At 71.6% G+C, this 25,800-nt stretch carries 23 protein-coding genes and 1 pseudogene; 11 read left to right on the top strand and 13 right to left on the bottom strand.

Going from position 1 to position 25,800, the window contains the following annotated elements:
- Positions 1-285 precede the first annotated feature (285 nt).
- From ACGFH9_RS26725 to ACGFH9_RS26705, 5 genes are all read right to left on the bottom strand, one after another.
- Positions 286-1,095 carry a metal-dependent hydrolase gene (locus ACGFH9_RS26725; protein WP_355246775.1) on the bottom strand — a complete coding sequence of 270 codons (810 nt, stop codon included), beginning with the start codon at positions 1,093-1,095 and terminating at the stop codon, positions 286-288.
- A 102-nt stretch (positions 1,096-1,197) separates the two neighbouring features.
- Entirely contained in the window at positions 1,198-2,838 is a 1,641-nt protein-coding gene (locus ACGFH9_RS26720; RefSeq protein ID WP_393224409.1) for a protein kinase, read from the bottom strand.
- A 118-nt stretch (positions 2,839-2,956) separates the two neighbouring features.
- The gene (locus ACGFH9_RS26715) at positions 2,957-4,855 is read right to left on the bottom strand and encodes a protein kinase (protein WP_393224406.1); all 1,899 of its coding nucleotides are present in this window, start codon (positions 4,853-4,855) and stop codon (positions 2,957-2,959) included.
- Positions 4,856-4,938: 83 nt separating this feature from the next.
- Entirely contained in the window at positions 4,939-6,273 is a 1,335-nt protein-coding gene (locus ACGFH9_RS26710; RefSeq protein ID WP_393224403.1) for a glycosyltransferase family 4 protein, read from the bottom strand.
- A 137-nt stretch (positions 6,274-6,410) separates the two neighbouring features.
- Complete coding sequence (locus ACGFH9_RS26705; RefSeq protein ID WP_393224400.1) at positions 6,411-8,354, bottom strand: amylo-alpha-1,6-glucosidase; 1,944 nt, start codon at positions 8,352-8,354, stop codon at positions 6,411-6,413.
- Positions 8,355-8,396: 42 nt separating this feature from the next.
- Between ACGFH9_RS26705 and ACGFH9_RS26700 the strand changes: the two genes are divergently transcribed.
- Entirely contained in the window at positions 8,397-11,102 is a 2,706-nt protein-coding gene (locus ACGFH9_RS26700) for a glucosidase (protein WP_393224397.1), read from the top strand.
- A gap of 132 nt (positions 11,103-11,234) precedes the next feature.
- Here ACGFH9_RS26700 and ACGFH9_RS26695 read toward each other — a convergent pair whose 3' ends face one another.
- Together ACGFH9_RS26695 and ACGFH9_RS26690 are read right to left on the bottom strand one after the other, a co-directional pair.
- Entirely contained in the window at positions 11,235-11,624 is a 390-nt protein-coding gene (locus ACGFH9_RS26695; protein WP_393224394.1) for a hypothetical protein, read from the bottom strand.
- Between the two features lie 40 nt (positions 11,625-11,664).
- On the bottom strand, positions 11,665-12,051 hold the full coding sequence (locus ACGFH9_RS26690; protein WP_393224392.1) for a DoxX family protein: 387 nt from the start codon (positions 12,049-12,051) through the stop codon (positions 11,665-11,667).
- A 134-nt stretch (positions 12,052-12,185) separates the two neighbouring features.
- On the opposite strand from ACGFH9_RS26690, the gene ACGFH9_RS26685 reads away from it, so the two are divergent.
- On the top strand, positions 12,186-12,650 hold the full coding sequence (locus tag ACGFH9_RS26685; protein WP_393224390.1) for a hypothetical protein: 465 nt from the start codon (positions 12,186-12,188) through the stop codon (positions 12,648-12,650).
- A 94-nt stretch (positions 12,651-12,744) separates the two neighbouring features.
- A pseudogene (locus tag ACGFH9_RS26680) lies at positions 12,745-12,951 on the top strand (2'-5' RNA ligase family protein); the annotation flags it as partial.
- On the opposite strand, the gene ACGFH9_RS26675 reads toward ACGFH9_RS26680, so the two are convergent.
- Positions 12,877-13,398 carry a low temperature requirement protein A gene (locus tag ACGFH9_RS26675; RefSeq protein WP_393224388.1) on the bottom strand — a complete coding sequence of 174 codons (522 nt, stop codon included), beginning with the start codon at positions 13,396-13,398 and terminating at the stop codon, positions 12,877-12,879. The pseudogene ACGFH9_RS26680 and the gene ACGFH9_RS26675 overlap by 75 nt on opposite strands.
- 185 nt (positions 13,399-13,583) lie before the next feature.
- Between ACGFH9_RS26675 and ACGFH9_RS26670 the strand changes: the two genes are divergently transcribed.
- Together ACGFH9_RS26670 and ACGFH9_RS26665 are read left to right on the top strand one after the other, a co-directional pair.
- Complete coding sequence (locus ACGFH9_RS26670) at positions 13,584-14,204, top strand: TetR/AcrR family transcriptional regulator (protein ID WP_393224386.1); 621 nt, start codon at positions 13,584-13,586, stop codon at positions 14,202-14,204.
- Between the two features lie 38 nt (positions 14,205-14,242).
- Positions 14,243-14,953 (top strand): HAD family hydrolase, encoded by a 711-nt coding sequence (locus ACGFH9_RS26665; RefSeq protein ID WP_393224383.1) that lies wholly within the window; start codon positions 14,243-14,245, stop codon positions 14,951-14,953.
- Between the two features lie 366 nt (positions 14,954-15,319).
- Here ACGFH9_RS26665 and ACGFH9_RS26660 read toward each other — a convergent pair whose 3' ends face one another.
- From ACGFH9_RS26660 to ACGFH9_RS26645, 4 genes are all read right to left on the bottom strand, one after another.
- On the bottom strand, positions 15,320-15,637 hold the full coding sequence (locus ACGFH9_RS26660; protein WP_355624545.1) for a hypothetical protein: 318 nt from the start codon (positions 15,635-15,637) through the stop codon (positions 15,320-15,322).
- 47 nt (positions 15,638-15,684) lie between these two features.
- A complete protein-coding gene (locus ACGFH9_RS26655; RefSeq protein ID WP_355624547.1) occupies positions 15,685-16,116 on the bottom strand; it encodes a hypothetical protein in 432 nt (143 codons plus the stop codon).
- Positions 16,117-16,302: 186 nt separating this feature from the next.
- Complete coding sequence (locus ACGFH9_RS26650) at positions 16,303-17,004, bottom strand: VOC family protein (RefSeq protein ID WP_393224380.1); 702 nt, start codon at positions 17,002-17,004, stop codon at positions 16,303-16,305.
- A 181-nt stretch (positions 17,005-17,185) separates the two neighbouring features.
- Positions 17,186-17,584: a DUF5753 domain-containing protein gene (locus ACGFH9_RS26645; RefSeq protein ID WP_393224417.1), complete on the bottom strand. Its 399-nt coding sequence runs from the start codon at positions 17,582-17,584 to the stop codon at positions 17,186-17,188.
- 29 nt (positions 17,585-17,613) lie between these two features.
- Between ACGFH9_RS26645 and ACGFH9_RS26640 the strand changes: the two genes are divergently transcribed.
- The 6 genes from ACGFH9_RS26640 (at position 17,614) to malQ (ending at position 24,569) form a co-directional block, all read left to right on the top strand.
- Positions 17,614-17,766, top strand: a complete 153-nt coding sequence (locus ACGFH9_RS26640; RefSeq protein WP_393224378.1) for a hypothetical protein — start codon at positions 17,614-17,616, stop codon at positions 17,764-17,766.
- A 282-nt stretch (positions 17,767-18,048) separates the two neighbouring features.
- Complete coding sequence (locus tag ACGFH9_RS26635) at positions 18,049-19,335, top strand: ABC transporter substrate-binding protein (protein WP_393224375.1); 1,287 nt, start codon at positions 18,049-18,051, stop codon at positions 19,333-19,335.
- A complete protein-coding gene (locus ACGFH9_RS26630) occupies positions 19,332-20,306 on the top strand; it encodes a sugar ABC transporter permease (RefSeq protein WP_355246824.1) in 975 nt (324 codons plus the stop codon). The genes ACGFH9_RS26635 and ACGFH9_RS26630 overlap by 4 nt, the downstream gene beginning before the upstream one ends.
- A 1-nt stretch (position 20,307) precedes the next feature.
- Positions 20,308-21,144 carry a carbohydrate ABC transporter permease gene (locus tag ACGFH9_RS26625; RefSeq protein ID WP_393224372.1) on the top strand — a complete coding sequence of 279 codons (837 nt, stop codon included), beginning with the start codon at positions 20,308-20,310 and terminating at the stop codon, positions 21,142-21,144.
- A gap of 10 nt (positions 21,145-21,154) precedes the next feature.
- On the top strand, positions 21,155-22,339 hold the full coding sequence (locus ACGFH9_RS26620) for an ABC transporter ATP-binding protein (protein ID WP_393224369.1): 1,185 nt from the start codon (positions 21,155-21,157) through the stop codon (positions 22,337-22,339).
- 220 nt (positions 22,340-22,559) lie between these two features.
- On the top strand, positions 22,560-24,569 hold the full coding sequence (gene malQ, locus ACGFH9_RS26615; RefSeq protein ID WP_393224367.1) for a 4-alpha-glucanotransferase: 2,010 nt from the start codon (positions 22,560-22,562) through the stop codon (positions 24,567-24,569).
- Here malQ and ACGFH9_RS26610 read toward each other — a convergent pair.
- The gene (locus tag ACGFH9_RS26610; RefSeq protein WP_393224365.1) at positions 24,566-25,678 is read right to left on the bottom strand and encodes a winged helix DNA-binding domain-containing protein; all 1,113 of its coding nucleotides are present in this window, start codon (positions 25,676-25,678) and stop codon (positions 24,566-24,568) included. The two genes, malQ and ACGFH9_RS26610, sit on opposite strands and share 4 nt — an antisense overlap.
- Between the last annotated feature and the right edge of the window lie 122 nt (positions 25,679-25,800).

The raw sequence follows: 25,800 nt of genomic DNA, 5'->3' as shown, positions 1-25,800 counted from the left end.
ATCTTCTTGCTCGACACAAGTTGATCTACCAGGAGTCCCGTTCCCACTATCCAGCAGGGGTTGACCCGCCAATCACAGCCCTAACGCAACGGCGTTGAGATCCAGGATCGAGCGCGATCTTGACGTCGGCGACGTCCCTCTCGGCGTCGATCTTGCACTTTCGGTGGCGACATAAGGTGCGAAACCGGATTGATCGGCATCCGCAAGTGCAAGATCGACGCAGCGGCGGCGCACGCGAGCGCGACGGGCGCGGTCGGCGCGGCGCGGCGCGGCGGGGGCGGGGGGTTATATGTCGATGTTGAAGCGTTGCAGGACTGATGGGGCGATCAGGCCGGCGGTGGCGAGTACCACCACCACGGTCAGTACGGCGCGCAGCACGACGACCTCGGTCTTGCTGCCGGTGCGCAGAGCGATGCTGTTCGGGAGACCGATCATCGTCCACATGCGTCTGCGGATCGGAATCGGCCAGAGGATCGGCACCCCGGCCCTGGTGATCATGTCGCCGAGGATGTGCACGAAGCAGCCCACCCCGACGGCCGTGCCGATCAGCGGATATCCCCGCCCGCCCGGCAGGTTGGCGAAGGTGAACCAGGCGGCGCCGGCTGAAGCGAGCGTCACGATCACCCAGCCGGCCCGTTCGGCCCAGTCGTCGAAGAGCCCGCGTAGGGCGAGGCCGAACATGAAGAACAGGATCGTGATCACTGCCCACTTGCCGTACGCGGCGCAGAGCGCGGTGGTGCCCCAGCCGACCAGCAGCGTGAACGGAAGCGTGTGGGTGAGCGTCCGGTGCCCGTTGTTGCGACGAGGGTCCTTGCTGAGCTTCGTCGCGTAGTAGACGCCGAGGGAGATCTTCTCCATCACCTCGGCGACGAAGAGCGAGAACACCCCGAACGTACGGGCGACGGTTGCGCCTCCCTGGTTGCGGGTCACCTTGCCGGACAGGTCGAGGTCCGGAAAGAGCGCCCCACCGGCGCACACCGCTGTGCCCACCGCCAGCGCCAGGGGCGACTGGTGGTAGTCGGCGAACTGGTCCAGCGCCCAGGACCCGGCCAGCCATACCGCCGCGCCGGACAGCGCGTGCGACGGTCCCATCATCTCGGCTCACCCTCCCCAGGGATCTTGAGCGCCAAAACTACGCCACTGTAGTCAGCGCCGGTGTCGCAGGGGCGTCAGTTCGAGCGTCTCCATCGGACAGTGTCAGAGGGTGGGGGTGAAGCTCTGCCGGATCATCACGAAGTATGCCGCGTTGACCTGCCAGTCGAACTCCTTTGTCAACCAGGAGACGGTGTAGGCGCGCCCGGCCGAGGTGTTGGCGAGCAGTCGGATGCTGTGCACCCGCTCGCCGGCGGCATTCTCCCAACCGCACTCCCAGAGGGCCCCGCCGTCGAAGACGTCCAGCGCGGAGATGTCCACCTTGCGATAGCCGGGCAGCGCTCCGGCGCTGACGAGCCGCTTCTCCTCGGTCTTGAGGTGCGCCAGCGGATCGGCCCGCGTCGGTCCTGCCTCGACGCTGAGTACGCGCGCCCCGCTGGGTTCCCGGAAGCAGGTCACCGCCCCTTCGGTCCAGCGTGCCCAGGCGACCGGCGCGGCGATGCGGAAGCCGGTCGGGTCGTCGTGCCAGGTCCAGCCCTCCCGCAGCCCATACCGCGCGTCCTTCGGAGGTGACACCGAGGGCACCGGGGTGGCCGTCGGCGGCGGGGGTGAGGCGCAGGCGAACGCCGCCGGTCGGGTGGCGGTCGCGCCTCCGCCGGAACCGGACGGTGGCGTGCGTTCGTCCGGTCGGTGGCGTAGCGCCACCGTGACACCCCCGGCGACGAGCAGCGCCACCGCGGTGGCCGCACCGCCCCACGCGATGAGCCGTCCCCGTCGGCCCGCCGGGCCGGCGGCGGGAGGGCGGGCCGACGTCGCCTGGTCGTGGGGGAGACCCGGCTCGTCGACCCGGGCGGGAGCGGCGGCCCGGCCCGCACTACGGACCGCCGCCACCGCCGTCGAACGCTCGGGCGTCGACGAGGGCGGCCCATCCTGGCGGGCCGCCGCGGCGCGGAGCAGCGGCTCGGCCTCGGCGGCGGTCAACCGCCGCCACGGATCGCGCTGCAACAGGCCGCTGATCGCCGGACGTAGCGGGCCGGCCCGGCGCATCGGATCCGGCGGCTCGGTGGCCAGCGCGCTGAGCGTCGCCATCGCGCTGGATCTCGCGTACGGGGACTGTCCCTCGACGGTCGCGTAGAGCGTCGCGCCCAACGACCACAGGTCGGTGCGCGGATCCGACACGCCGTCGCGCGCCCGCTCCGGTGCGACGAACTGCGGGGAGCCGAGCACCAGGCCCGGGCCGGTCATCGCCCCGTCGCCACCGTCGAAGGTCGCCAGTCCGAAGTCGGTGAGCACCACCCGACCGTCGTCGGCCACCAGTACGTTGTGCGGCTTCACGTCGCGGTGCAGGACACCGGCGGTGTGCGCGGCCCGCAACGCGGCGAGCACCGCCAGCCCGATCCGGGCCGTACGGGCGGGGCTGAGTGGGCCTTCGGCGTTGATGATCTGCTGGACCGACCGGGACGCCACGTACTCCATCACGATCCACGGGTTTTCCCCGTGGTGCACGACGTCGTAGAGGCGGACGACGTTGGGGTGGTTGAGGCGCGCGGCGGTGCGTGCCTCGCGGAGCGTCCGCAGTCGTAGCTCGGCGCGCTCGGCCTCGGCCAGCCAGGCCGGCGGCACGACCTCCTTCACCGCCACGTCCCGGTGCAGCATCTCGTCGCGGGCCAGCCACACCCGGCCCATCCCGCCGGTGCCGACCAGGTCGAGCAGCCGGTACCGACCCGCGATCAGCAACTGCTGCACGGTCGCTCCCCCTCGGTCACCCTGCGTTACACGATAGCCACCGCCGCCGGTTTTCTCATCCGCTGAGCGGCCTAGATCCACGCCGGACGGAGGGCCGAGCAGGGCCATACGGCGCAGGTCAGCGAGGTGGTCGGAAACTCTTTCGCACGGTCGTCCAGTCTGCGCTGGCGGCGGTCCAGTCCCGATCGTCGGTGATCCAACCCAGCGTCCAGCGCTCCGCGCCCACGATCTGTTGCCGTGCGTGCAGCCGGGGGCCGTCCGGGGCATCCCACCGGCACTCCCACTCGACGCCACCGTCGCCGGTGGCGAGCCGGATCTCGTCGTAGCCCGGCAGTGCTCCGGCGCGGGAGGCCTCGTCGCGGACCGCGTGCAGGCGGGTCAGCGGGTCCGCTGCGCCGCCCTCGGCGACGCTCAACGCCCGGCCGGTGGCCGGGTCCTGGAAACAGGCCACCGTGCCCTCGCGCGAGTAGTACCAGGTCGCCGGGACGGAGACCCGGAAGCCGGTCGTGTCGGCATGCCACACCCATCCCGGCGGCGGCCGGAACCGCTCGCCGGCGTCAGGTGCCCCGACCGTGACCGGTGCGCCGGTGATGTCCGGGTGGACGCAGGGAAACGGCGGCGGGGGAACGTCCCGGCCCCCGGGCGGCGGGCCGGGCCGGCCCGGGCCGCCGCGGTGCGGGCCTCCCCGGTCGTCGCCGTCCGGCCCGCGACCGTCGTCCACCTGCCCGGCGGTCGGGGTGGCGGACGGTCCGGCGGTGTCGGTCGGGCCGTCGTCGGCGACGGCCAGCGCGGTGCCCACGCCGGCGGCGGCGGCCACGAGCAACGCCGTGACGACAAGCGCCGCCTGCCGCGCCGGACGCCGGCGGCCCGCCTGACCCCCGCCGGCCGCGCCCGTCGGGGCCTGCCCACCCGGGCCGGAGCCCGACTGGTCGTCGGACCGAGCGTCTCCGCGCGCGCCCACGCCAGCGCCGGTCGAGTCGGACTCTGGCTGCCAGCGGCCGGCGGCGTCCACCTCCCCGCGGGTGGACGTCCCCGAAGCAGCGGAGGCAGCGGAGGGGGAGGCGGGCGATGCAGGGGAGGACGGCGTACTGGTCGGGCCTGCGGGGCTGGTCGGGCCTGCGGAGCTGGTCGGACCGGCGAGGCCGGCGAGGCCGGTCGTGGGCGAGGTGGAGTCGGCTACGTCGTGCGGCGGGTGGTCCGGCAGGTTGGTGCGGCCGGTGGCGGCGGCGGTGAGCAGCCGACGAGCCCCGTCGTGGTCGAGGCGGTCGTCGGGGTCGCGGCGCAGCAAGCCGTCGAGGACCGGCGCGAGCGGCCCGGCGTGGGGGGCCGGGTCCGGTGGCCCGGCCGCCAGTGCGCTGAGGGTGGCCATCGCGTTGCTGCGGGCGTACGGGGAGCGGCCCTCCACGGCGGCGTGCAGGGTGGCGCCCAGCGACCACAGGTCGGCCGCCACCGTGGACACTCCCTCGGCGGCCCGCTCGGGTGCGACGTACTGCGGGGAGCCGAGCACCATCCCGGGGCGGGTCATGGCTCCGTCCCCGCCGTCGAAGGTGGCCAGACCGAAGTCGGTGAGCATTACCCGGCCGTCGTGGGCGACGAGCACGTTCTGCGGCTTGATGTCGCGGTGCAGCACCCCGGCCCTGTGGGCGGCTTCCAGCGCGTCGAGCACCGCCAGGCCGATCCGGGCCGCGCGGGTCGGCTCGAGCGGCCCCTCGGCGTCGATGACGTCCTGCAGGGTGCGCGACGGGACGTACTCCATGATGATCCACGGACTGCCCTCGACCTGGACGACGTCGTAGAGCCGGACCACGGCGGCGTGGTTGAGCCGGGCCGCGGTGCGCGCCTCGCGCATGGTGCGCGAGCGCAGCTCGGCTCGCTCGTGGTCGGCCAACCAGGTCGGCGGTACGACTTCCTTGACCGCGACCTCGCGGTGCAGCATCTCGTCGCGGGCTCGCCAAACCCGACCCATGCCCCCGCGGCCCACCAGGTCGAGCAGCCGGTACCGACCCGCGATCAGCACCTGCGCACGCTCCTCCTCAGCCGCTGTCCGGTGTACACCCTAACCAGCGGATCGGAGGGTACCTATAGGTCGTCCGACGAATCTCAGGAGGCGGCGTGGTCGGCGGCGGCGAGCAGGTTTCCCTCTGGAATGGCGATCCGGTCACGTCCGCCGACCAGTCGGGCGGCGGCCCGACGGGCCTGGAGTGGGCCGTGCTCGCGGCGGGCCGTGGCGTAGCTGGCGGCGGTGCGGGCCGCGATGGCTGCCCAGCCGTACCGTTCGCCGACCATGGTGCGGGCTCGCCGGGCCACCCGCCGGGCGAAGACCTCGTCGCCGAGCAGTCGGTCGACCGCGCCCGCGAGAGCGACCGGGTCGCTGTGCGGGAACGTCACGCCGGTGACGCCGGGCTCGACGATCTCGGCGAGGCCGCCGGTTCGGGCCACCGCGAGGGGCGCTCCGGCCGCCGCGGCCTCCAGGGCCACCATGCCGAACGGCTCGTAGAGGCTGGGGACCACCGTCGCGTCGGTGGCGCCGAGCACCGCCGGCAGTTGGGTGGCGTCGAGGAAGCCGGTGAAGCGGACCGTCGAGCCGAGGGCCAGTTTGCGGGCCTGGGCCTCCAATTCGGGGCGGTACGGGCCGTCGCCGACGATCACCACGCGCAGTCCGGGGTGCCGTTCGCGCAGTCGGGGTACCGCGTGCACGAGGTGCTGCACGCCCTTCTCGTAGACCAGCCGTCCGGCGTACCCGACGAGGGGGCCGTCCGCGGCGAACCGGGCGCGGGCCGACGCGACGGCGCGCGGTCGGGCCCGCCAGGCCCGGTCGTCGACGCCGTTGGGGACGACGTCGACAAGCCCGGTCGGTACGTCGAACAGTGCGCTGACCTGGTCGCGCATGTAACCCGAACAGGTGATCACCCGCGTGGAGGTTCCGCTGAGCCAGTGCTCGACGCCGTGGATGGTGCGGTTCATCTCCTCGGGCAGCCAGCCCTGGTGCCGGCCCGCCTCGGTGGCGTGGATGGTGGTGACCAGCGGCAGGTCGAGGTGTTCGGAGAGGGTGACAGCGGTGTGGGCGACGAGCCAGTCATGGGCGTGGATGACGTCGTAGGTGCCGGCCTGGGTGGCGCGCAGGGCGGTGCGGGTGAGGGTGTGGTTGAACGCCATGGTCCAGGCCAGGAGCGAGCCGGTGGCCAGGGGGAACGCCACCGGGTCCTCGGGGGCGCGCAGGATGCGGACGCCGTCGGCGTACTCCTCCAGGGGCGCGCCCTCGGCGTGGCGGGTGACGACGGTGACCTCGTGCCCGGCGGCGGCCAGGGCGACGGACAGGGCGTGGACGTGGCGGCCGAGGCCACCGACGAGCACCGGCGGGTACTCCCACGACAGCATCAGCACCCGTAGCTGGCGGGCGGGGTGGATGTCGATCACGTGGGCATCGGGTGACATGCGGCCCCCTTTGAGTTGTCCCCGGGCGCGCGCCTACCGACACCGGAGTCGGTGTCGCCGTCGCGTCTGGATCGGGGCCAATTCTGCCGGGGCCGAGATAACCAGCGGAGACACCGCCGTTGCGGTCGTGTAAAGCGCTACTGGCCTTTTCGGCGTACCCGCAGCAACTCGGCCACCGACCACGCCTGGAACGGGCAGCCGGTCGCGGAGTGCGGCGCGACACCGTCGGCCGTCTCACTTACCGAGCCTAGCCCATATTCGGTCAGATGGGACTCAATACCGATCAATACGTCATCGACTGACATCTTGCCCCGACGGGCAGCGTCCACGTACGGCCCGAGCAGCCACGGCCACACCGTGCCCTGGTGGTAGCCACCGTCCCGCTCGGCCGGACCGCCCCGGTGACGTGCCACGAACTCGGGCGAATCCTCCGCGAGGCTGCGCGGCCCGAGCGGGGTGAGCAGCCCGGCCGCGATCCGGCGCAGCGCCGTCTCGTCCGGCTCCAGCGGCGCGAACGGCAACGACCAGGCGAGCAGCTGGTTGGGGCGCAGCGCGTCGTCGTCGTGCAGGGCGGCCCCACCCAGGGGGTACGCGGGCGCGGGCGCGTCCAGCACGTCGTGCAGCCACCCGGTCGGCGCCGGGAACCGTGCCCGGAACGAGGAGGTGGCCTGCCCGTGCAGCCGCCACAGCTCACCCGCGTCCTGCCCGGCCAGCTCGGCCAACTCGGCGAGACCGGCCAGCCCGTTGATCCACAGCGCGTTGACCTCGACGGGCTTGCCCGTCCGAGGGGTGACCGGCACGCCGTAGACGCGGGCGTCCATCCAGGTCAGGGCGGTACCCGGGGCACCCTGGGTGAGCAGCCCGTCGGTCGTGTCGACGGCGATTCCGTAGCGGGTGCCGGCGACGTGCGCCTCGACGACCCCACGCAGCGCGGGCAGCAGCTCGTCGCCGAGATCGGTGTCGCCGGTGACCGTCACGTGCCGGCTCACCGCGTGCAGGAACCACAGCGTGCCGTCGACGGTGTTGTACTCCACCCGACCGGTGTCGGCGGTGTTGGCGAGCATCCCCTCGGACAGCGTCGCCGCGTACGACCGCAGCAGCTCCCGCCCCTCGGTCGCCCGACCCGTGCAGAGGAACAATCCCTCGTACGAGATCATCGTGTCCCGCGACCAGGCCCCGAACCACGGGTAGCCGGCGACCACGTCCGCCGCCGCGTCGTTGGTGCGCACCACGAACGCGTCGGCGGCCAGCGCCAGGGTGGCGTCCACATCGTCGGCGGGCTTGGCCGTCGCCACCACCTGCCGGTTGCGCCGCCGGGCCGTCGCCACGATCTCCTCGGCCGCCATCGGCTCCAGGTCGAGCGGGTCGGCCCAGGCCCGCACCGACACCGTGTCGCCGGGGCGCTCCAGCTCGCCGGCGAAGCGGCCGGCGTACCAGAGGTCCTCGTCCGGGTGCAGCCCCCGGGTGGCCTCCTCGCGGTGGTGCACGCCCAGCCACCACTGCCCCTCGGGCGTCCACCCCGGGCCGGCCAGCCGGTACGCGCCCTCGACCACCGCACCCCCGGCCACCGACTCGACCTGCGGGGTCGGGCCGTCGGCCCGCCGCTCGCCGTGCGCGTCGCGCCAGGTGCACGCGGCGGACAGCTCCAGCCGGACCGGACCGCCGGCGACCAGCCGGTGCACCACCGCGACGCAGGAGCGGCCGGGCAGCATCGCCACCTCCCGCTCGATCACCACCGACCCGATCCGCCACCGCCACCGGGGCAGCCCGTCGACCAGCTCGAAGCGCTCCAGCAGCTCGAAGCCGCGCGGGTCCACGTCGCCGGAGGACCACTCGTGCGCGCCGAGCCGTACCCGCGCCCCGGACGGCAGGGTGACGGCCGGGTCGAGGCTGACCAGTCCCACCTGGCGGGACGCCGGAGTGTCACCCGGCACCACCAGCAGGCCGTGGTAGCGGCGGGTCCGCAGCCCGCCGACGGTGCCCATCGCATACCCGCCGAGGCCGTCGGGCACCAGCCACTCCCGGCTGGACGCGCTGGTCAGGTCGCCACAGACCTGCGGACCGAATTTAATGTCGATCAACTTTCCTCCACCGCCGTCGAGGTGTAACACGCCACGGCGAGAATGGCCGCTGTGGTGAAGTACCTCGGCGGCGTCAAAGATGTGCACGTGATCACTGACGGATCGTCCTCCGACGCCACGCCACCCGACGCTGAGCGGCTTCGGCTCGCCCAGGCCGACTCGGGGGAGCAGGACTGGCGTGCATGGGGTCCCTATCTGTCCGAACGGGCGTGGGGGACGGTACGGGAGGACTACAGCGAGCACGGTACGGCGTGGGACTACTTCCCACACGACCATGCGCGGTCCAGAGCCTACCGGTGGAACGAAGACGGGATGGCCGGCGTCTGCGATGACCGACAGACGTTCGCGTTCGCCCTGGCGCTGTGGAACGGCAAGGACCCGATCCTCAAGGAGCGGATGTTCGGCCTGGGCGGCGACGGCGGCAACCACGGGGAGGACGCCAAGGAGTACTGGTGGTACCTCGACAGCACCCCGACGCACTCCTGGATGCGCTGGCGCTACCACTACCCGCAGGCCGCCTTCCCGTACGACCAACTCGTCGCGGTGAACGCGCTGCGGGGCCGGGACGACACCGAGTACGAGCTGGTGGACACCGGCATCTTCGACGACGACAGGTACTGGGCGGTGACCGTCGACTACGCCAAGGCGTCCCCGACCGACCTGTGCATGGTGATCACCGTGGCCAACCGGGGCGACAGGGCGGCCACCCTGCACGTGCTGCCCACCCTGTGGTTCCGCAACACCTGGGCCTGGGGGCTGCCCGGCGGTGACCGGATTCCCCGACTGACCGGTGTGGGCACCCGGCTGGTCGGTGAGCACCGGGTGCTCGGCCAGTTGCTGCTGGAGGGCGACGGCGGACCGGTGCCGCTGCTCTGCGACAACGACACCAACGCCGAACGGCTCTGGGGGCTGCCGGGCCGCTCGCCGTACCCGAAGGACGGCATCAACGACCACGTCGTCAACGGCGCGCCGACGGTCAACCCCGCCCGCGAGGGCACCAAGGGGGCGCTGCACTACGTGCTCGACGTGCCGGCCGGCGGACAGCGCCAGATCCGCCTGCGGCTGACCCGTACCGCGTCGCCTCCGGCCGCCGGCCCGCCGCCTCCGGCCGACCTGCGCGACGGCTTCGAGTCCGTGGTGTGGGCCCGGCGGGCCGAGGCGAACCGCTTCTTCGCCGGCGTGATCCCGGAGGCCGCCACGGCCGACGAGGCACTGGTGGCCCGGCAGGCCATCGCCGGGCTGATGTGGGGCAAGCAGTTCTACCACTTCGACGTCAAACGCTGGCTGGACGGCGATCCCGGCTCGACGCCACCGGCCGGCCGTCGGCACGGGCGCAACAGCGCCTGGTGGCACATGACCAGCTTCGACGTCATCTCCATGCCCGATCCCTGGGAGTACCCCTGGTACGCGGCCTGGGACCTGGCCTTCCACTGCGTGAGCATCGCCCGGGTCGACCCGGGCTTCGCCAAGGAGCAGATCCTGCTCCTGCTGCGCGAGTGGTACCTGCACCCCAACGGGCAGATCCCGGCGTACGAGTGGGCGTTCGGCGACGTGAACCCGCCGGTGCACGCCTGGGCGGCGCTCAAGGTGTTCGAGATCGACGGCGGCAAGGACTTCGAGTTCCTCGGCCGGGTGATGCACAAGCTGCTGCTCAACTTCACCTGGTGGGTCAACCGCAAGGACACCGGCGGCAACAACGTCTTCGAGGGCGGCTTCCTCGGGCTGGACAACGTCGGGCCGTTCGACCGCTCGGCGGCGCTGCCGGTGGCCGGCGTGCTGGAGCAGTCCGACGGCACCGGCTGGATGGCCATGTACGCGCTCAACCTGCTCGACATGGCCATCGTGCTGGCCGAGCACGACCGCACCTGGGTGGACACGGCCACCAAGTTCTTCGAGCACTTCCTCTACATCGCCGCCGCCGCGTACGAGCAGGGGTTGTGGGACGACGAGGACGCGTTCTTCTACGACGTGCTGCGGCTCGCCGACGGCACGAAGGTGCCGCTCAAGGTCCGCTCGGTGGTCGGGCTGCTGCCGCTGGCCGCCACCACCCGCCTCACCGCCAAGACCCTGCACCACCTGCCGGAATTGGGGGCGCGGCTGCGCTGGTTCCTCACCAACCGCCCCGAGTACGCCGAGGTCATCGGCACCCGACGGATGGGCCCGGACGGCCGCCAGCAGCGGCTGCTGTCCATGGTCGGCCAGGATCAGGTGGTACGGCTGCTCGCCCGGATGCTCGACCCCGACGAGTTCCTCTCCGACTTCGGCCTCCGCACGCTGTCCCGCGCACACCTGGACAAGCCGTTCTCGGTCAACCTCGGCGGGCAGGAGTTCTCCGTCGGCTACGAGCCGGCCGAGTCGACGAGCGGCCTCTTCGGGGGCAACTCGAACTGGCGCGGGCCGATCTGGATGCCGACGAACTTCCTGCTGATCAGCGCGCTGCGCGACTATGCGGCGTTCTTCGGGGACTACCTCCAGGTGGAGTATCCGACGCGCTCGGGGGTGAAGCTCTCGCTGGACGAGATCGCCGACGACCTGTCGAGCCGGCTGATCTCGCTCTTCACCCAGGACGACTGGGGTCGCCGACCGATCTACGGCGCGGCGCGGCTGTTCCAGACCCACCCCGACTGGCGGGACCTGATCGCCTTCCCGGAGTACTTCCACGGCGACAACGGCGCCGGCCTGGGCGCCTGGCACCAGACCGGCTGGACGGCCCTGGTCGCCGACCTGATCCTCACCCTGCGCCGCTGACCGCCCCCGAGCCGGCCCGCGCCGAGCCGGCCCGCGCCATGCCGCAACTTCAGGGATGTTGCTGCATCACGACGGCCGGAGGCAGCAACTTCACCGGAAGTGTGGGGATCTCGCGGGGCGGGACGCTGCGGCTCACTCGTAGCCGACGTGGATCACCAACTGGCCGTTCCTGGGTTCCGCCACCACGTAGACGGACCCGGGGTCGAACAGCTTCGGCGGCAGGTCCTGCTGCTCGGAGAGGCCCATCCGCTCGGCCAGCTCCTGCGGGGACTGGCCGGCCGGGGGCGCCACCGTGACCTGCCACGAGCATCCGCCGGAGGCGCACGTCTCGCTCTGGTCGACGACTGTCGCCCCGGCGGGCACGTCCGGAATTCGCCACTTCGGCGGCAACGAACCCTCGTCGCCGAACGCCCACAGAGACAGGAACCACAGGCCCCACCCGCAGGCCAGCAGACCCACGACGCCGAGCCCGGCCACGAAGAGGCGTCGCGTGCGTCGACGTGGCGGGGTCGGCGAGGTCATCGCGCCAGGCTAGCGAGGCGATGTGGATTTCCAGTGGATGTCAGCCGGTGAAGGACTCGGGGCCGAGCCGACCCCAGGCGACGAAGGCGGCCAGGGCGAGGTACACCGCGTTCACCGCCACGAACCTCGCCTCCCTGTAGCGCAGATGGGTGATCATCGCGCCGATCATCAGCAGGACCCAGCAGATGGCGGTGACCGGCACCAGGACCGGCGCGATGTCGAGCACCGCGGGCAGGATCAGGCCGGCGGCGGCCAGGAGTTCGAGCACCCCCAGGGTCCTGACGAAGCCGTCGCTGGCGTCCCCGGTCCACCCGCCGCCGCGGTGCGAGGCCAGCTTTTTTTTGGGGGGTACGAACGTCTTGGTGATGCCGCCGGCCAGAGCCACCGCGGCCAGCAGTCCGGCCGCGATCCACAGCGCGATGTTCATGCAAGTTCCCTCCGGTTTGGGGTCGACCAGGAGACACCGCCGGCCCGGTGGCTGTGACGCTCGGGCGGGTGATGTGCTGCACAGGCCCGTGGTGTCACAGGTGAGGATCGACCGGTATCAAGATCGCCGCGACCGTGCAGAAGAGCCCCGCCGCGGTTCGCCAGATCGCCCACCGGGCACGGGCACACGTTGCCGCACGCCGACCGCGCGGCCCGGTCTCGGCGGCCGAGGCGCGCCGCGCGTTGGAGGCGTTCCAGCGTGCGGTCGACCTGGGCGACGTGCAGGGCCTGCTCGACATCCTGGCGCCCGACGTCGTCCTGCTGGGCGACGGCGGTGGCATCAAGCAGGCGGTGCTGCGACCCGTCGTCGGCGCCGACAAGGTGGCCCGTCTGCTGGCCTCGCGGAAGGTGGAGGTCGTCGCGCTGTCGCTGCACCCCGCCGAGGTCAACGGCTGGCCGGCGTTGATCGTCCGGTTCGACGGCGAACTCGACACCGTGCTGACGGTGCGCGTCGACGACGGTCTCGTCACCGGCCTGTACGCCGTCCGCAACCCCGAGAAGCTGTCACACATGCGGCAGGCCACCGCGCTACGCCGTTGAACGACCGCGCAGACGTCCCGAGTGCTCGAGCGTCGGTCCGCCTCGGGCCGGCAATCCGTTGGCAGTATCGCTGTCCTGGTCGGACACCGCGGCGATGGGACCTACGCAGACTGCGCTGATCGTGCCGATACCTGACGCGGAGCCTGCGGTGGGGCGGCTCCGCGCGTCGCTGGACCGCGCCGCTTCCTGGGGTGTGCCCGCGCACGTGACCGTGCTCTACCCGTTCCTACCACCGGAACGGATCGATGCGGCGGTGCTGGCGACCGTACGGGACATCGTCGCGGCGGTTCCACGGTCCGACATCTCGCTGACCCATGTGGGCTGGTTCGGCGATGCCGTCGTCTGGCTCGCGCCGCAGCGCCGTCGTCTGGCTCGCGCCGCAGCCGGACGATCTGTTCCGAGACCTCACCGCAGCGGTATGGCACCGTTTCCCCGAGGTGCCGGCCATCGTCATCGCGCCCGCCATCGTGATGACGATGACGGCCTGCACGATCATCGCGTCCGGGTCGAGCCAGCTCGTCGACCACACCGTCAACATCCAGACGGCCCACAGCGCCAGGAACAGCACCAACGCCTGACCGAGGCCCGCGAACACACCGCGCCCGCTCTCGGTGAAGTCGTCGATCAGGCGGACGGAGATCCGGGTGAGGGCGAAGGCGAAGACGAGGTCGAGGAACAGCTCCAGGAAGGTGGCGCGCTCGCGGGTGTTCGCGCCGCGTACCAGCCCGCCATCGGGGATCTGCCTCATCCGCCGACCGCCTCGGCGGGCGGAAGCCGTCGAACCACCACGTGCCCTCCCGTCGCGGCGTCTGCTCACCTAACGAACGACCACCGGCTACGGCAGCGAGCCGGGTTCCGGACTCCGGAGCAGGTGAAGAGTCACCAATCCGTCACGAGGCCGGTGCGGACAGTGCGGGTCGTTACGCTCGGCCGGTGTCCGTACCTGCCGAGGAGGCCACCGACCAGGAGCGACGTTTCGTCATCGTCACCGCCGCCCGTGAGCTGGCCGAAGCCGAGGGCTGGCTGGGACTGAGCGTCCGTCGGGTCGCCGAGAAGGCCACCATGGACATCGGCGACCTCTACCGGCACTTCGCCGACCAGGAGGCGCTACTGGCCGCCGTCGCGGTGCACGGCTTCGCCGAGCTGGCCGCCGCGCTGACCGCGGCGCACGCCGACAACCCGTGCCCCGAACGGGCGTGGGCGGTGATGGCGGGGGCGTACCTCGACTTCGCGTACGCCAATCCGGCTGTCTACGACGCGATGCTCGCGCTGACCCCGGACCTCGCCCTCGGCGCGTCCGGGGTGCCGGCGGCGCCGAGGGCCGTCTTCGCCGCGCTGCGGGCGACCCTGCTCCCGCTGGCGCAGGGCCGCGACCCGGACACGCTCGCGGAGGTGGGCTGGAGTCTGCTGCACGGCGTCGTCATGCTCACCCGGGGTGGTCGCCTGCGCCCGGAGGCGCAGGAGGAGAGGGAAACGATGATCACGGAGAGGCTGCTCTCGTGGCCCTGCTCGGCGAGCGGAAACCCGGTGGGTGCGGGGCAGGCGATGCCCTAGAGTCGCGTCCGCACGAGGATGATCGCGAGGAGGCCGGCATGACCGTCGACCAGGAGGCCCGCCGACGGGCGCAGGTGCTGATCTTCGACGCGGACGACACGTTGTGGGAGAACAACGTCGTCTTCGAGCGGGTGATCGACGACTTCCTGACCTGGATCGACCACCCCACGATGAACCAGGCGGAGATCCGGACCATCCTGGACGACATCGAGCGGGCCAACGCGGTCGCGCACGGGTACGGCAGCAAGGTGTTCCTGCGCAGCCTCGGCGAGTGCCTGGAACGGCTGCGTGAACGGCCGGCCACCGACGCGGAGCGCCAGGAGATCGACCGGCTGGCCCTGGCACTGGTGGAGCACCGGGTGGAGTTGATGCCCGGCGTCGCCGAGGCCCTCGACGAGTTGGCGCAGCGGCACGAGCTGCTGCTGTTGACCAAGGGTGACCGGGAGGAGCAGCAGCGCAAGTTGGACGCCTGCGGTCTGCTGCACCACTTCGGGGCCGCGCACATCGTCGCCGAGAAGGACGTCGACACGTACCGGTGGCTGGTCCGCGAGCACGGGTTCGAGCCGGCCCGGACGTGGATGATCGGCAACTCCCCGAAGTCGGACATCCTGCCGGCGCGGGCGGCCGGTCTGAACGCGGTGTTCATCCCGAACGAGAACACCTGGGTGTTGGAGCACGACGAATTGGACCCGACCGACAACGGCGTACTGCGGCTGGCCGCCTTTCCGGATCTGCTCCGGCACTTCTGACCGTCGAACCCGAACAGCGTCGGCGATCATGGTCGCGTTACGCGTACCTGCCGCTTTTTGCCCTTGAGATCAGTCACGCTCTGACCGGCCCGGCGGCGCTTGTCCGGCCCGGCGCGACCCGCCTAGCCTGGGCCGGCGTTCGCGGCCTTTCGGGGTGTGCCGGGGACGCACCGGCGTCCGGCAGGCGGGCACCGTGGAGCTGAGTGCAGGGCGGCCCGGGCCTCCCCACCGAGCCGCGTGGCGTCGTGCCACGCCTACGCGCGTGGTGAAAATGCCTGAGCTGTCCGCTCCCCCGTCGGACGGCCGGGGGTCAGGGCCGGGTAGTTGCGGACCCGGTCCTGACCCGGCCACCGGAGATCGCTGTGCCTAGGCCCGGTGCCGGCCGTCGCCGGCGTGGTGGGCGTCTGGCTCTCCCTCGCCGCCGCGGACGATCGAGATCGCCACGCGGCAGAACTCGTCCATGTCCGGGTTGAAGCCGGCCGCGATGTCGGGGTGCAACCCGGATCGGGTCTCGTCCAACAGCCGCTGGCACACCTGCTCGACCGGTTCACCAGCGTAGCTGGCTCGAATTCGGTCGGTGGCTGCCTGGAGAGCCGAGGTCAGCTGGTCCTCCAACGGGCCGCGCAGTTTCTGCTGCACAGGATCGAGCCCGCGTGGGTCGAGCGTGACATGTGGCTCCGACATCGGTGCTCCCTTCGTCGGCGTCCGCGATACCCCACCGCGGCCGTCGCTCAAACGCCGGTCGGTACGGCGGCGACCCGCACCTGGTAGGAGAAGTCCTCCGCCGGCTCCTCGTGGTACGACAACCGGCGGATCTGCCGGTCGTCGTCGTAGAGGGCGACGTCCACCAGGACGCCGAGATGCGCCAGGCCGATGGTGGCGACGCGCTTCTTGTCCTGGAGTACCGCGCAGACGCCACCGAGCAGCGTGCTGGCGTCGGACGTACGGTGCCCGGGCGGGCACCGCAGAACCACGTCCACCTCGATCGGCCCGGGCAGTGGCGTCCAGCCGGTGCGCTGGGCCGCGCCCAGGGCGGCCTGGAGCAGGGTGCGGACCCTCGTCGCCTGCCGGTGCCCGGCGGCGAAGATGGACAACGCTTCGGTCTTGACCGGTGGCAGGCCGCTCACCTCGAACGTCAGGGCGAGAGCGCGGGTGTCCTGCACGGCGGCACCTCCCTCATTGGGACGATCCTGCCGAACCGGTGCGGTGGCGAAGGGACGTTCCCGCGATAACCAACCGATCGGGCAGGCTGGGTCGGCCGGAGGCGTGTCGACGTCGGCGGCGAACGCGCTGGCTGCGGCGCTGGGAAAGACGCTAGTCCACACCGCCCGCACTGGGTAGTCGGTCGTTCACCCGGTGGTCGGCGGCGAAAAGGCGCAGAACTCGTTGCCCTCCGGGTCGGCCAGCACCCACCAGTACGCCCTGCCGACCGGCTCGCGCAGTAGCGTCGCGCCCGTCTCCAGCAGGGCGGTCGGCTCCGGGGCCACCATCTCGACGTCCCAGTGCATCCGGTTCTTGACGGCCTTGGGTTCGTCGACCCCGTCGAACACCCAGGCTTCCCAGGGAAAGCCGGCGGCGTCGTGCAGCGACGCCGTGTTCGGTCCGGAGGCGGTCGTACCGCCGAGCAGGCCGGCCCACCAGGCCGCCTGAGCGGCCGGGTCGACAGCGGCCACCACCAGCTCGACCGGGCCGGGGCGAGCCTCGTCGCCGGCCGGGAGCACGCAGAACTGGTTGCCCTCCGGGTCGGCCAGCACCCACCTGTCGACGTCGCCGTCGGGCTCGCGCACCGACCGCGCGCCGGCCGCGAGGAGCGCCGCCGGGTCCGCGTCCGCCAGGCGCACATCCAGGTGTACGCGAGTGCTGCCGACCCGGGGCTCGGGCACCTGGTTCACCCAGATCGACTCGGCGTCCGAGCGCGCCGAGCGGGGGTCGACGCGGGTGTCGCCGTCACCGGCGTCGGCGACGTCGGCGTCGAGCACCCGCGCCCAGAAGCCGCCCAGGGCGAGCGGGTCGGCGGCGTCCAGACAGAGGTCCTTCAAGCGTGCGATCACCGTCCCAGCATGCCCGACCCGGGGGTGACCGTGGGGCAAGCGCCACGTGGCGGAGCCAGTACCGCAAGCCCGGCACCACAACTCCATGATCGATCGAGGCCCAGCCGCGATCTTGCACTTTCTGTGCCGACGCAGGAGCCGCCGTTGCCGCCGGACCGGGTCGACTTGCGCCACTGCGGGTTCAAGGCATCCATGACTTCGCCACTTCCTTGATCAGCTCGATTGACTGCCGGCGGGGGAGCGCCTCGTTTCGGACGATCTCCCACGTCTTGGCCAGCTTGGCGACGTCGGTCGACGTGTCGACGAACTGCGCGATGAGCTGGTTGTCTGCGTGTGCCACCCGCTCGCCGTCCGGCATCTCGGCGATGATGAACTGACCGGCCAACCCCAGGTACATCCCCGCGTCCACCGGGACGACGTGCACCTGGATGTGCTCCTGGGTCGCCAACTCCACCAGGTGCTCGCGCTGCTCGAGCATCAGGCCCGGCTGGTCGAGCACCGGCCGGCGGAGCACCGCCTCGTCCAGGACGGCGATAAGCTGCGGCGGGCGCGGGCGTCGCAGGATCTCCTGCCGCTCCAGCCGGCTGCCAGCCGGCCAAGCTCACCCTGTTGACGGAGTACCGCACCGACCGGACGGGTCTGCTGATCTACCTCGGCAACCTGATGAACGAGGCGACCCACCAGCTCACCCAACTCCACCCGGACCACCCGCCGACACGGATGACCGAACGCTTCCTCTCCTGGGCGCGAGCCCGAGGCTGACGTTGTCGGTCGGGCGGGAGAGATCCGCGCGGTTTCGGTGATGGTGCTGCCTCCGGCGGCGCGGAGGCAGCAGTTTCCGAGATTCCGGGATGTTGTACCGATCTAGCGGGGTGCTCATCCTGCCCGTTGCGGGCAGGTTTCGTGGCTCGGTGAGCGGGGCAGTGTACCCGCACGGAGTATCCGAGCGGGGCGTTTTCGCAGCTCCTGGGCTCGGAGACAGCTCACCGTGCGCCGGGGCACGGATGCCCTCCCCGGCCCGTTGTGCACGAGAGGGGGAAGGCGATGACGGACCCCGAAGCGGCTCGACACCGACGCCGGCCGGTTGCGCGGCTCGGCGCGGCGGCTGCCGCGCTGGCGCTGGTCGCGCCGCTCGCCGCGTGCGGCGCCGACGAGAGCGGTGGCCCACCGACGCTCAACCTGTATTACCCGCCGGAACAGAACCTGCAGAAGGTCGTCGACGACTGCAACACACAGGCCCAGGGGCGGTACAAGATCGTCTACCGGGTGCTGCCCCGGCAGGCCGACGACCAGCGGGTGCAGATGGTGCGCCGGCTGGCCGCCGAGGACACCGGCATGGACATCCTCGGTCTGGACGTCACCTGGACCCAGGAGTTCGCCAGCGCCGACTGGATTCGCGAGTGGACCGGTCAGGACAAGAGCGAGGTCGAGCAGGGCACCCTCGCCGGGCCGCTGGAGACCGCCCGCTACGAGGACAAGCTCTACGCCGCGCCGAAGAACACCAACGTGCAGCTCCTCTGGTACCGCAAGGACCTGGTGCCGCAGCCGCCGACCACCTGGGACCAGATGATCACCGCGGCCCGGCAGCTCAAGGACCAGGGCAAGCCGTACCAGGTGCTGACCATGGGCGCGCAGTACGAGGGCCTGGTCGTCCTCTACAACACGCTGGCCGAGAGCGCGGGCGGGAAGGTCCTATCCGACGACGGCAAGAAGGCAGTGATGGACGACGGCACGGTCCGGGCGCTGGAGCAGTTGCAGCGGTTCGCCACGTCGGGCGTGACCTCACCGTCGTTCAGCAACGCCACCGAGGACCCGGTCCGGTTGGAGTTCCAGTCCGGCGCCGGCGCGTTCCAGGTGAACTGGCCGTTCGTCTATCCGGCCCTGCAGGAGGCCAACCCGGAGCTGGCCAAGCAGGTCGGCTGGGCCCGCGTGCCGGGCGTCGACGAGGGCACCCCCAGCAAGGTCACCATCGGTGGGGTGAACCTGGCCGTCAGCTCGTACTCGAAGCACCCGGAGCTGTCATTCGAGGCCGCGCGGTGCCTGCGCAGCCCGGAGCACCAGAAGTTCTCCGCGATCAACGACGGCGTGCCACCGACCATCGAGGCCGTCTTCGACGAGCCCGAGATGACCGAGGCGTACCCCATGAAGGACACCATCCTGGAAGAGCTGAAGGACCCGGCGACGCGGCCCCTGACGCCGGCCTACCAGAGCATCTCCACAGTCATGTCGGCGATCCTGTCGCCGCCGTCCGGCATTCGTCCGCAGCAGACCGCCGACGAGCTGCGCGACGCCATCGCCGACGCCCTGGAGTCGAAGGGGGTGCTGCCATGACCCGGCCCGCCACCACGCAGACACCGGAGAGGACCGACGGCCAGCGTGCCGCGGTGCCCACCCAGCGAGGCAGCCGCCGCAAGGCGCCGCTGAGCGAGAACAAGAAGGCCGAACGTCGACTCGGCTGGCTGCTCTGCGCGCCCGCCGCCCTGGTGATGGTCGCGGTCACCGCGTACCCGATCGTCTACTCGGTCTGGCTGTCGTTGCAGCGTTACGACCTGCGCTTTCCCGACCAGCGCGAGTTCATCGGGCTGGAGAACTACGTCACCGTGCTCACCAACGAGTTCTGGTGGACGGCGTTCGGGGTGACCACGCTGATCACGGTGGTCACCGTGGCCGTCGAATTGGTGCTCGGCATGGGACTGGCGCTGATCATGCACCGTACGCTCGTCGGGCGGGGCATCGTCCGTACCTCCGCGCTCATCCCGTACGGCATCGTCACGGTGGTCGCGGCCTTCTCCTGGCGGTACGCCTGGACGCCCGGCACCGGCTACCTGGCCGACCTGTTCAGTGACGGCGCGCCCCTCACCGAGCGGGCCAGCTCGCTGGCGATCATCATGCTGGCCGAGATCTGGAAGACCACGCCGTTCATGGCGCTGCTGCTGATGGCCGGGCTGGCCCTGGTGCCGGACGACCTGCTCAAGGCCGCCTCCACCGACGGCGCGACGGCCTGGCAGAAGTTCACCAAGGTGATGCTGCCGGTGATGAAGCCGGCGATCCTGGTCGCGCTGCTGTTCCGCACCCTGGACGCGTTCCGGGTGTTCGACAACATCTTCGTCCTGACCGCCGGAGGCAACGAAACCTCGTCGGTGTCGATGCTCGCCTACAACAACCTGCTGCGAGGTCTCAACCTCGGCATCGGCTCGACGATGTCGGTGCTGGTCTTCATCACGGTGGCGATCATCGCCTTCGTCTTCGTGAAGCTGTTCGGCACCGCTGCCCCCGGCAGCGACGATTCCGAGAGGCGCTGACATGGCCGCGGAAACCACCTCCCGGGCGAAGCTGCGCTGGGGCCTGCTGGACGTCCTCGTGGTCGTCTTCGCGCTGGTCCCGGTGCTGTGGATCGCCTCGCTGTCGTTCAAGACGCCGGCCACCCTCACCGACGGGAAGTTCTTCCCCCGGGAGTGGACGCTGGACAACTACCGCACGATCTTCGACACCGACCAGTTCGTCCGGGCGCTCGTCAACTCCATCGGCATCGCGCTCATCGCCACCCTGATCGCGGTGGTGCTCGGGGCGATGGCCGCGTACGCGATCAGTCGCCTGGACTTCCCGGGCAAGCGGCTGCTGGTCGGCATCTCGCTGCTGATCGCGATGTTCCCGCAGGTGTCGCTGGTGTCGCCGCTGTTCGAGATCGAACGGCAGGCCAGGATCTTCGACACCTGGCTCGGGCTGATCCTGCCGTACATCACCTTCGCGTTGCCGTTGGCGATCTACACGCTGTCGGCGTTCTTCAAGCAGATCCCGTGGGACCTGGAGAAGGCGGCGAAGATGGACGGCGCGACGCAGGCACAGGCGTTCCGGCGGGTGATCGCCCCGCTGGCCGCTCCCGGCCTGTTCACGACGGCGATCCTGGTCTTCATCTTCTGCTGGAACGACTTCCTGTTCGCCATCTCGCTGACCTCCACCGAGCGGTCCCGCACGGTGCCGGCGGCGTTGTCGTTCTTCACCGGCGCGTCACAGTTCGAGGACCCCACCGGGGCGATCTGCGCCGCCGCCGTGGTGATCACCGTGCCCATCATCCTGTTCGTCCTCTTCTTCCAGCGCCGCATCGTGTCCGGCCTGACCTCCGGCGCAGTCAAGGGATAGGTGAGTAGTCATGGCTGACATCGTGCTCGACAAGGTGAGCAAGAGTTTCCCGGACGGGACGGTCGCCGTGCGGGACGTCGACCTGGAGATCGCCGACGGTGAGTTCGTGATCCTGGTCGGCCCCTCGGGCTGCGGAAAGTCCACCACCCTCAACATGATCGCGGGCCTGGAGGACATCAGCTCCGGCGAACTGCGCATCGCCGGCAAGCGGGTCAACGACAAGGCCCCCCGGGACCGGGACATCGCCATGGTCTTCCAGTCGTACGCGCTCTACCCGAACATGACCGTCCGGGAGAACATGGCGTTCCCGCTGCGCCTGGCGAAGCTCGACAAGGAGACGATCAACTCCAAGGTCGACGAGGCCGCGAAGGTGCTGGAGCTGACCGCGCTGCTGGACCGCAAACCCGCGAACCTCTCGGGTGGCCAGCGGCAGCGGGTGGCGATGGGCCGGGCGATCGTCCGCCAACCCAAGGCGTTCCTCATGGACGAGCCGCTGTCCAACCTCGACGCGAAGCTGCGCGTGCAGATGCGTACGGTGGTGTCCCGGTTGCAGAAGCAGCTGGGCACCACCACCGTCTACGTCACCCACGACCAGACCGAGGCCATGACCCTCGGCGACCGGGTAGTGATCATGCGGGGTGGCGCGGTGCAGCAGGTCGGCCCGCCGCAGGAGCTGTACGACCGCCCGCGCAACCTCTTCGTGGCCGGCTTCATCGGCTCCCCGTCGATGAACTTCCTGCACGCCGCCGTGCAGGACGGCAGCCTGCGTACCGCCCTGGGTGACGTGCCGCTCGACGACCGGGTCCGCCGGGAGTTGGAGGCGGCCGACGCGCCCCGCGAACTGATCCTCGGCATTCGGCCCGAGCACTTCGAGGACGCCGAACTGATCGACGACGACACCCGCCGCCGGGGCCTGGAGTTCGAGGCGCCGGTGGAGATCGTCGAGTCGATGGGCTCGGACAAGTACGTCCACCTCACCGTGGAGGGTGAGCGGGCCACCGCCGCCGAGCTGGAGGAGTTGGCCGCGGACGCGGGCGCGGGTGACTTCGCCGGCGGCGGCGGCAACCTGGTCACCCGGCTGTCCGCCGAGTCCGGCGCGATCGAGGGCGATTCCCGCCGAGTCTGGTTCAACCTGGAGAAGATCCACCTGTTCGACCCGTCCACAGGCCGCAACCTAACCCTGCACGAAAACTGAACCCCGAACCCCCGAACCCGAACCCCCGCCCCCACCCCCGCGATCTTGCACTTTCTGTCGTCGACATAGGCGAAATGCCCTTTACGTCGCCACAGAAAGTGCAAGATCGCGGGGGTGGGGGCGGGGGCGGGGTGGGGGTGACGCGGGGGCGAGCTGCGGCTTGTGGTTGGGCGTGGGAGGGTGGGCGCAGGTTGTGGTGTTGGCGGGGAGCGGGGGACTGATGGATCGGCGACTTGTTGCGTTGGCCACCGCGCACGGCGTGTCCACCTGGTACGAGGACTGGCGACACCGCCGCGTCGAGGTCGCCCCGGAGACCGTCGTGGGTGTTCTCGGCCTGCTCGGCGTGGACGCCACCAGCCCCGCCGCGATCGCTGACGCGCTCGCCGCCGCCCGAGCGGTGGACCGGACCGCGCTGCCGCCGACAGTGGTGCTCACCGAGGGCAAGGCCCGCGCCCTGCCCGGCCCGGGTGTGGTGTCCCTGGAGGACGGCGGTCGGCGGGCGGTCGACGGCGAGTTGCCCGGGGACCTGCCGCTGGGCTGGCACCGACTGGCCTGCGGGGGACGGGACGTGACCCTCGTCGTGGTGCCCCGGCGGCTGCCGGTGCCCCCGCGTACCTGGGGCTGGATGCTCCAGCTCTACGCGCTCACCTCCGAGCGGTCCTGGGGCATGGGTGACCTCGGCGACCTGGCCGAGGTCACCGAGTGGGCGGGAGCGACGGGCGCCGGGCTGGTGCTGCTCAACCCGCTGCACGCGGTCGGGCCGGCGCACCCGGTGGCCGCGTCGCCGTACTCGCCGGCCAGTCGACGCTTCGTGAACCCGCTCTACCTGCGCGTCAGTGACACCGCCGCGTACGCCTCGGCCGACCCGGCGACCCGGGCGGTGGTCGACGCGTTGCGTCCGGACCGTGGCGACCTGATCGACTACGACGAGGTGTGGACCGCCAAACGGCGCGCGCTGGAGCTGCTGCACCCGTACGCCCAGCCGGTGGACCTCGCCGCGGACCCGGCGCTGACCAGCTTCGCCACCTGGTGCGCGCTGGCCGAGCGGCACGGCAACGACTGGCGGGCCTGGCCGGCGGAGCTGCACCACCCGGACGCCCCGGCGGTCGCCGAGCAGCGTCGCCAACTCGCCGACCGGGTGGCCTTCCACGCCTGGCTGCAACACCTGTGCGACGAGCAACTCGACGCCGTGACGGCGGCGGCCCGCTCGGCCGGCATGCCGGTCGGCGTGGTGCACGACCTCGCCGTCGGCATCGACCCGGGCGGCGCGGACGGCTGGCAGCTCGCCGACGTCCTGGCCCAGGGGGTACGGGTCGGCGCGCCGCCGGACGACTTCAACCAGCTCGGTCAGGACTGGGGGCTCGCCGCGTGGCGACCGGACCGGCTCGCCGAGACCGGGTACGCGGCGTACCGGGACATGCTGCGGCGGACCCTGCGGCACGCGGGCGGCCTGCGCGTCGACCACGTCGCCGGCCTGTGGCGACTGTGGTGGGTGCCGCCGGGCGCCGGCGCGGCCGAGGGCACCTACGTGCGCTACGACGCCGAGGCGATGCTCGGCATCCTGGCCCTGGAGGCGCACCGGGCCGGCGCGGTGGTCGTCGGCGAGGACCTGGGCACGGTCCAACCCGCGGTGACGCGTGGCCTGCGGGGGCGCAACATGCTCGGGTCGACCGTGCTGTGGTTCGCGCGGGACGACGACGGCGCGTTCACCCCGCCGGCCCGTTGGCCGCGCAACGCCCTCGCCACGATCTCCACGCACGACCTGCCGACCGCCCCGGGCTTCCTGACCGGCGAGCACGTGCGGGTACGCGACGAGTTGAAACTGCTCGGCACCGACGTGGCCGTCGAGCGCGCCCGGGCCGCTGCCGACCGTGAGCGGCTGCTGGCGATGCTGCGCGACGAGGAACTGCTCCCCGAGGCGCCCGACGCCGGGGCGGTGGCCGACGGTGAGCCGGACGACGGTGACGTGGTGGTGGCGATGCACGCCGCGCTCGCGGCCAGCCCGGCGCGACTGCTCGGCGTGTCCCTCTACGACGTGCTGGGTGAGGTGCGCCAGCCCAACATGCCGGGCACGGTCGACGAATATCCGAACTGGCGGCTGCCGCTGCCGGCCAGCGTGGCGCAGATCCGTACGGACCCCGGCGTGACCCGGATCGTCGACCTGCTCACCGCCGCCCGTCCTCGGCGCAGCACCCCCGAACCCGGCGGTCGGCCGGCCGCCACAGACTAGGAGGCCGCCCAGTCGAACCGCGGCGGCAGCCCGAGGAAGTCGGCGTACCGCGTCAGCGCCCGCTCGACGTCGGTCCGTCCGCCGGCGGCCAGCGGCGTCAACGGCCGTACCGTCAGGGTGACGGCCTCGCGGCCGACCTTGCGCTTCCACACGCCCACCACCCGGCCGGCGCGAACCACGGTGGCCTGGAAGATGCCGTTGTTGCCGGGCACCACGGCCGCCCGGTGCGCGGTGTCGAGCATCAACGTGCGGTCCCGGTAGCCGAGGAGGTACTCGTCGAAGCCCGGCAGCGCCACCACACCGACCGCCGGGACGCGCGGGGTGTCGGCCAGCGCCGCGTCCACGTACATCGGCTCGCCGTCGACACGTACCGTGCTCAGGAGGTCGTCGGCGGCGGCCAGGCCGCGCCGCGCGTCGGTCAGGGTGAGGCCGCTCCAGCCGGCGAACTCGCGGTCGGTGACCGGTCCGTGGCCCCGCACGTAGCGGTGGGCGAGCAGCGCCAACGCCTCGTCCCGCTCCGGCCTGCGTTGCTCCGGCGCCCACTCGTCGAGCAGGACGAACGTCTGCTCGGTGCCGACGGTGGGCGCCACGCAGGTCACCCCACGCACGCTCGCGTACCAGAGCAGGTGGTAGCCGCGCTGGCCGTCGGTGCCGATCCCCGCCGCCTGCAGTGCGGCGAGGCACTGCGCCCGGGTGAGCCGGCCGCCCCCGGCCAACGCCGCCCCGAGCACGTCGAGCGCCCGGGCCTCGTCGGCCTCGGTCAGCCCGAGCTGCGCCCGCCGGGTCGCCGAGCCGGACATCGCGCGGACGCCGGTCAGCTCCAGCATCCACCGGGTGTCGACGGGCGGGACGAGGTGCACGGTGCCGCGCATCGGCCAGGTGCGCAGCGCTTCGCGGCGCTCCAGTGCGGCCTGTACGTCGGCCACGGTCGACCCCGGCAGCCGGGCACCCAGCGACCACAGGCCGCTCGCCAGATCCTGCGCCTGCATCGCGCCGAACCACTCGACCACCTCGGCGACGGTGTCGGGCCGGTTGGCGGGATGCGGTCGCAGCAGCAGGCTCGTCATCCGCAGTGCCAGCGCTTCGGCCGCGCTGAGGTCGGCAGGCATCGCGACGTCCCCTCTCCGGTGGCCGGAGCCCGTCAGCGTAGGCCAGGACCGGGCGTCTCCAGTTGCCCTCCAGAGTGTCGCGTTAGCGTCAGGACCGCCGACCACAGCCACCGGAACGAGGA

This window comes from Micromonospora sp. NPDC049102 (assembly GCF_043197485.1).
Taxonomy (GTDB): Bacteria; Actinomycetota; Actinomycetes; order Mycobacteriales; family Micromonosporaceae; genus Micromonospora.
The sequence above is the reverse complement of the archived record's forward strand: the minus strand, read 5'-3'. Positions and strand labels throughout refer to the sequence as shown.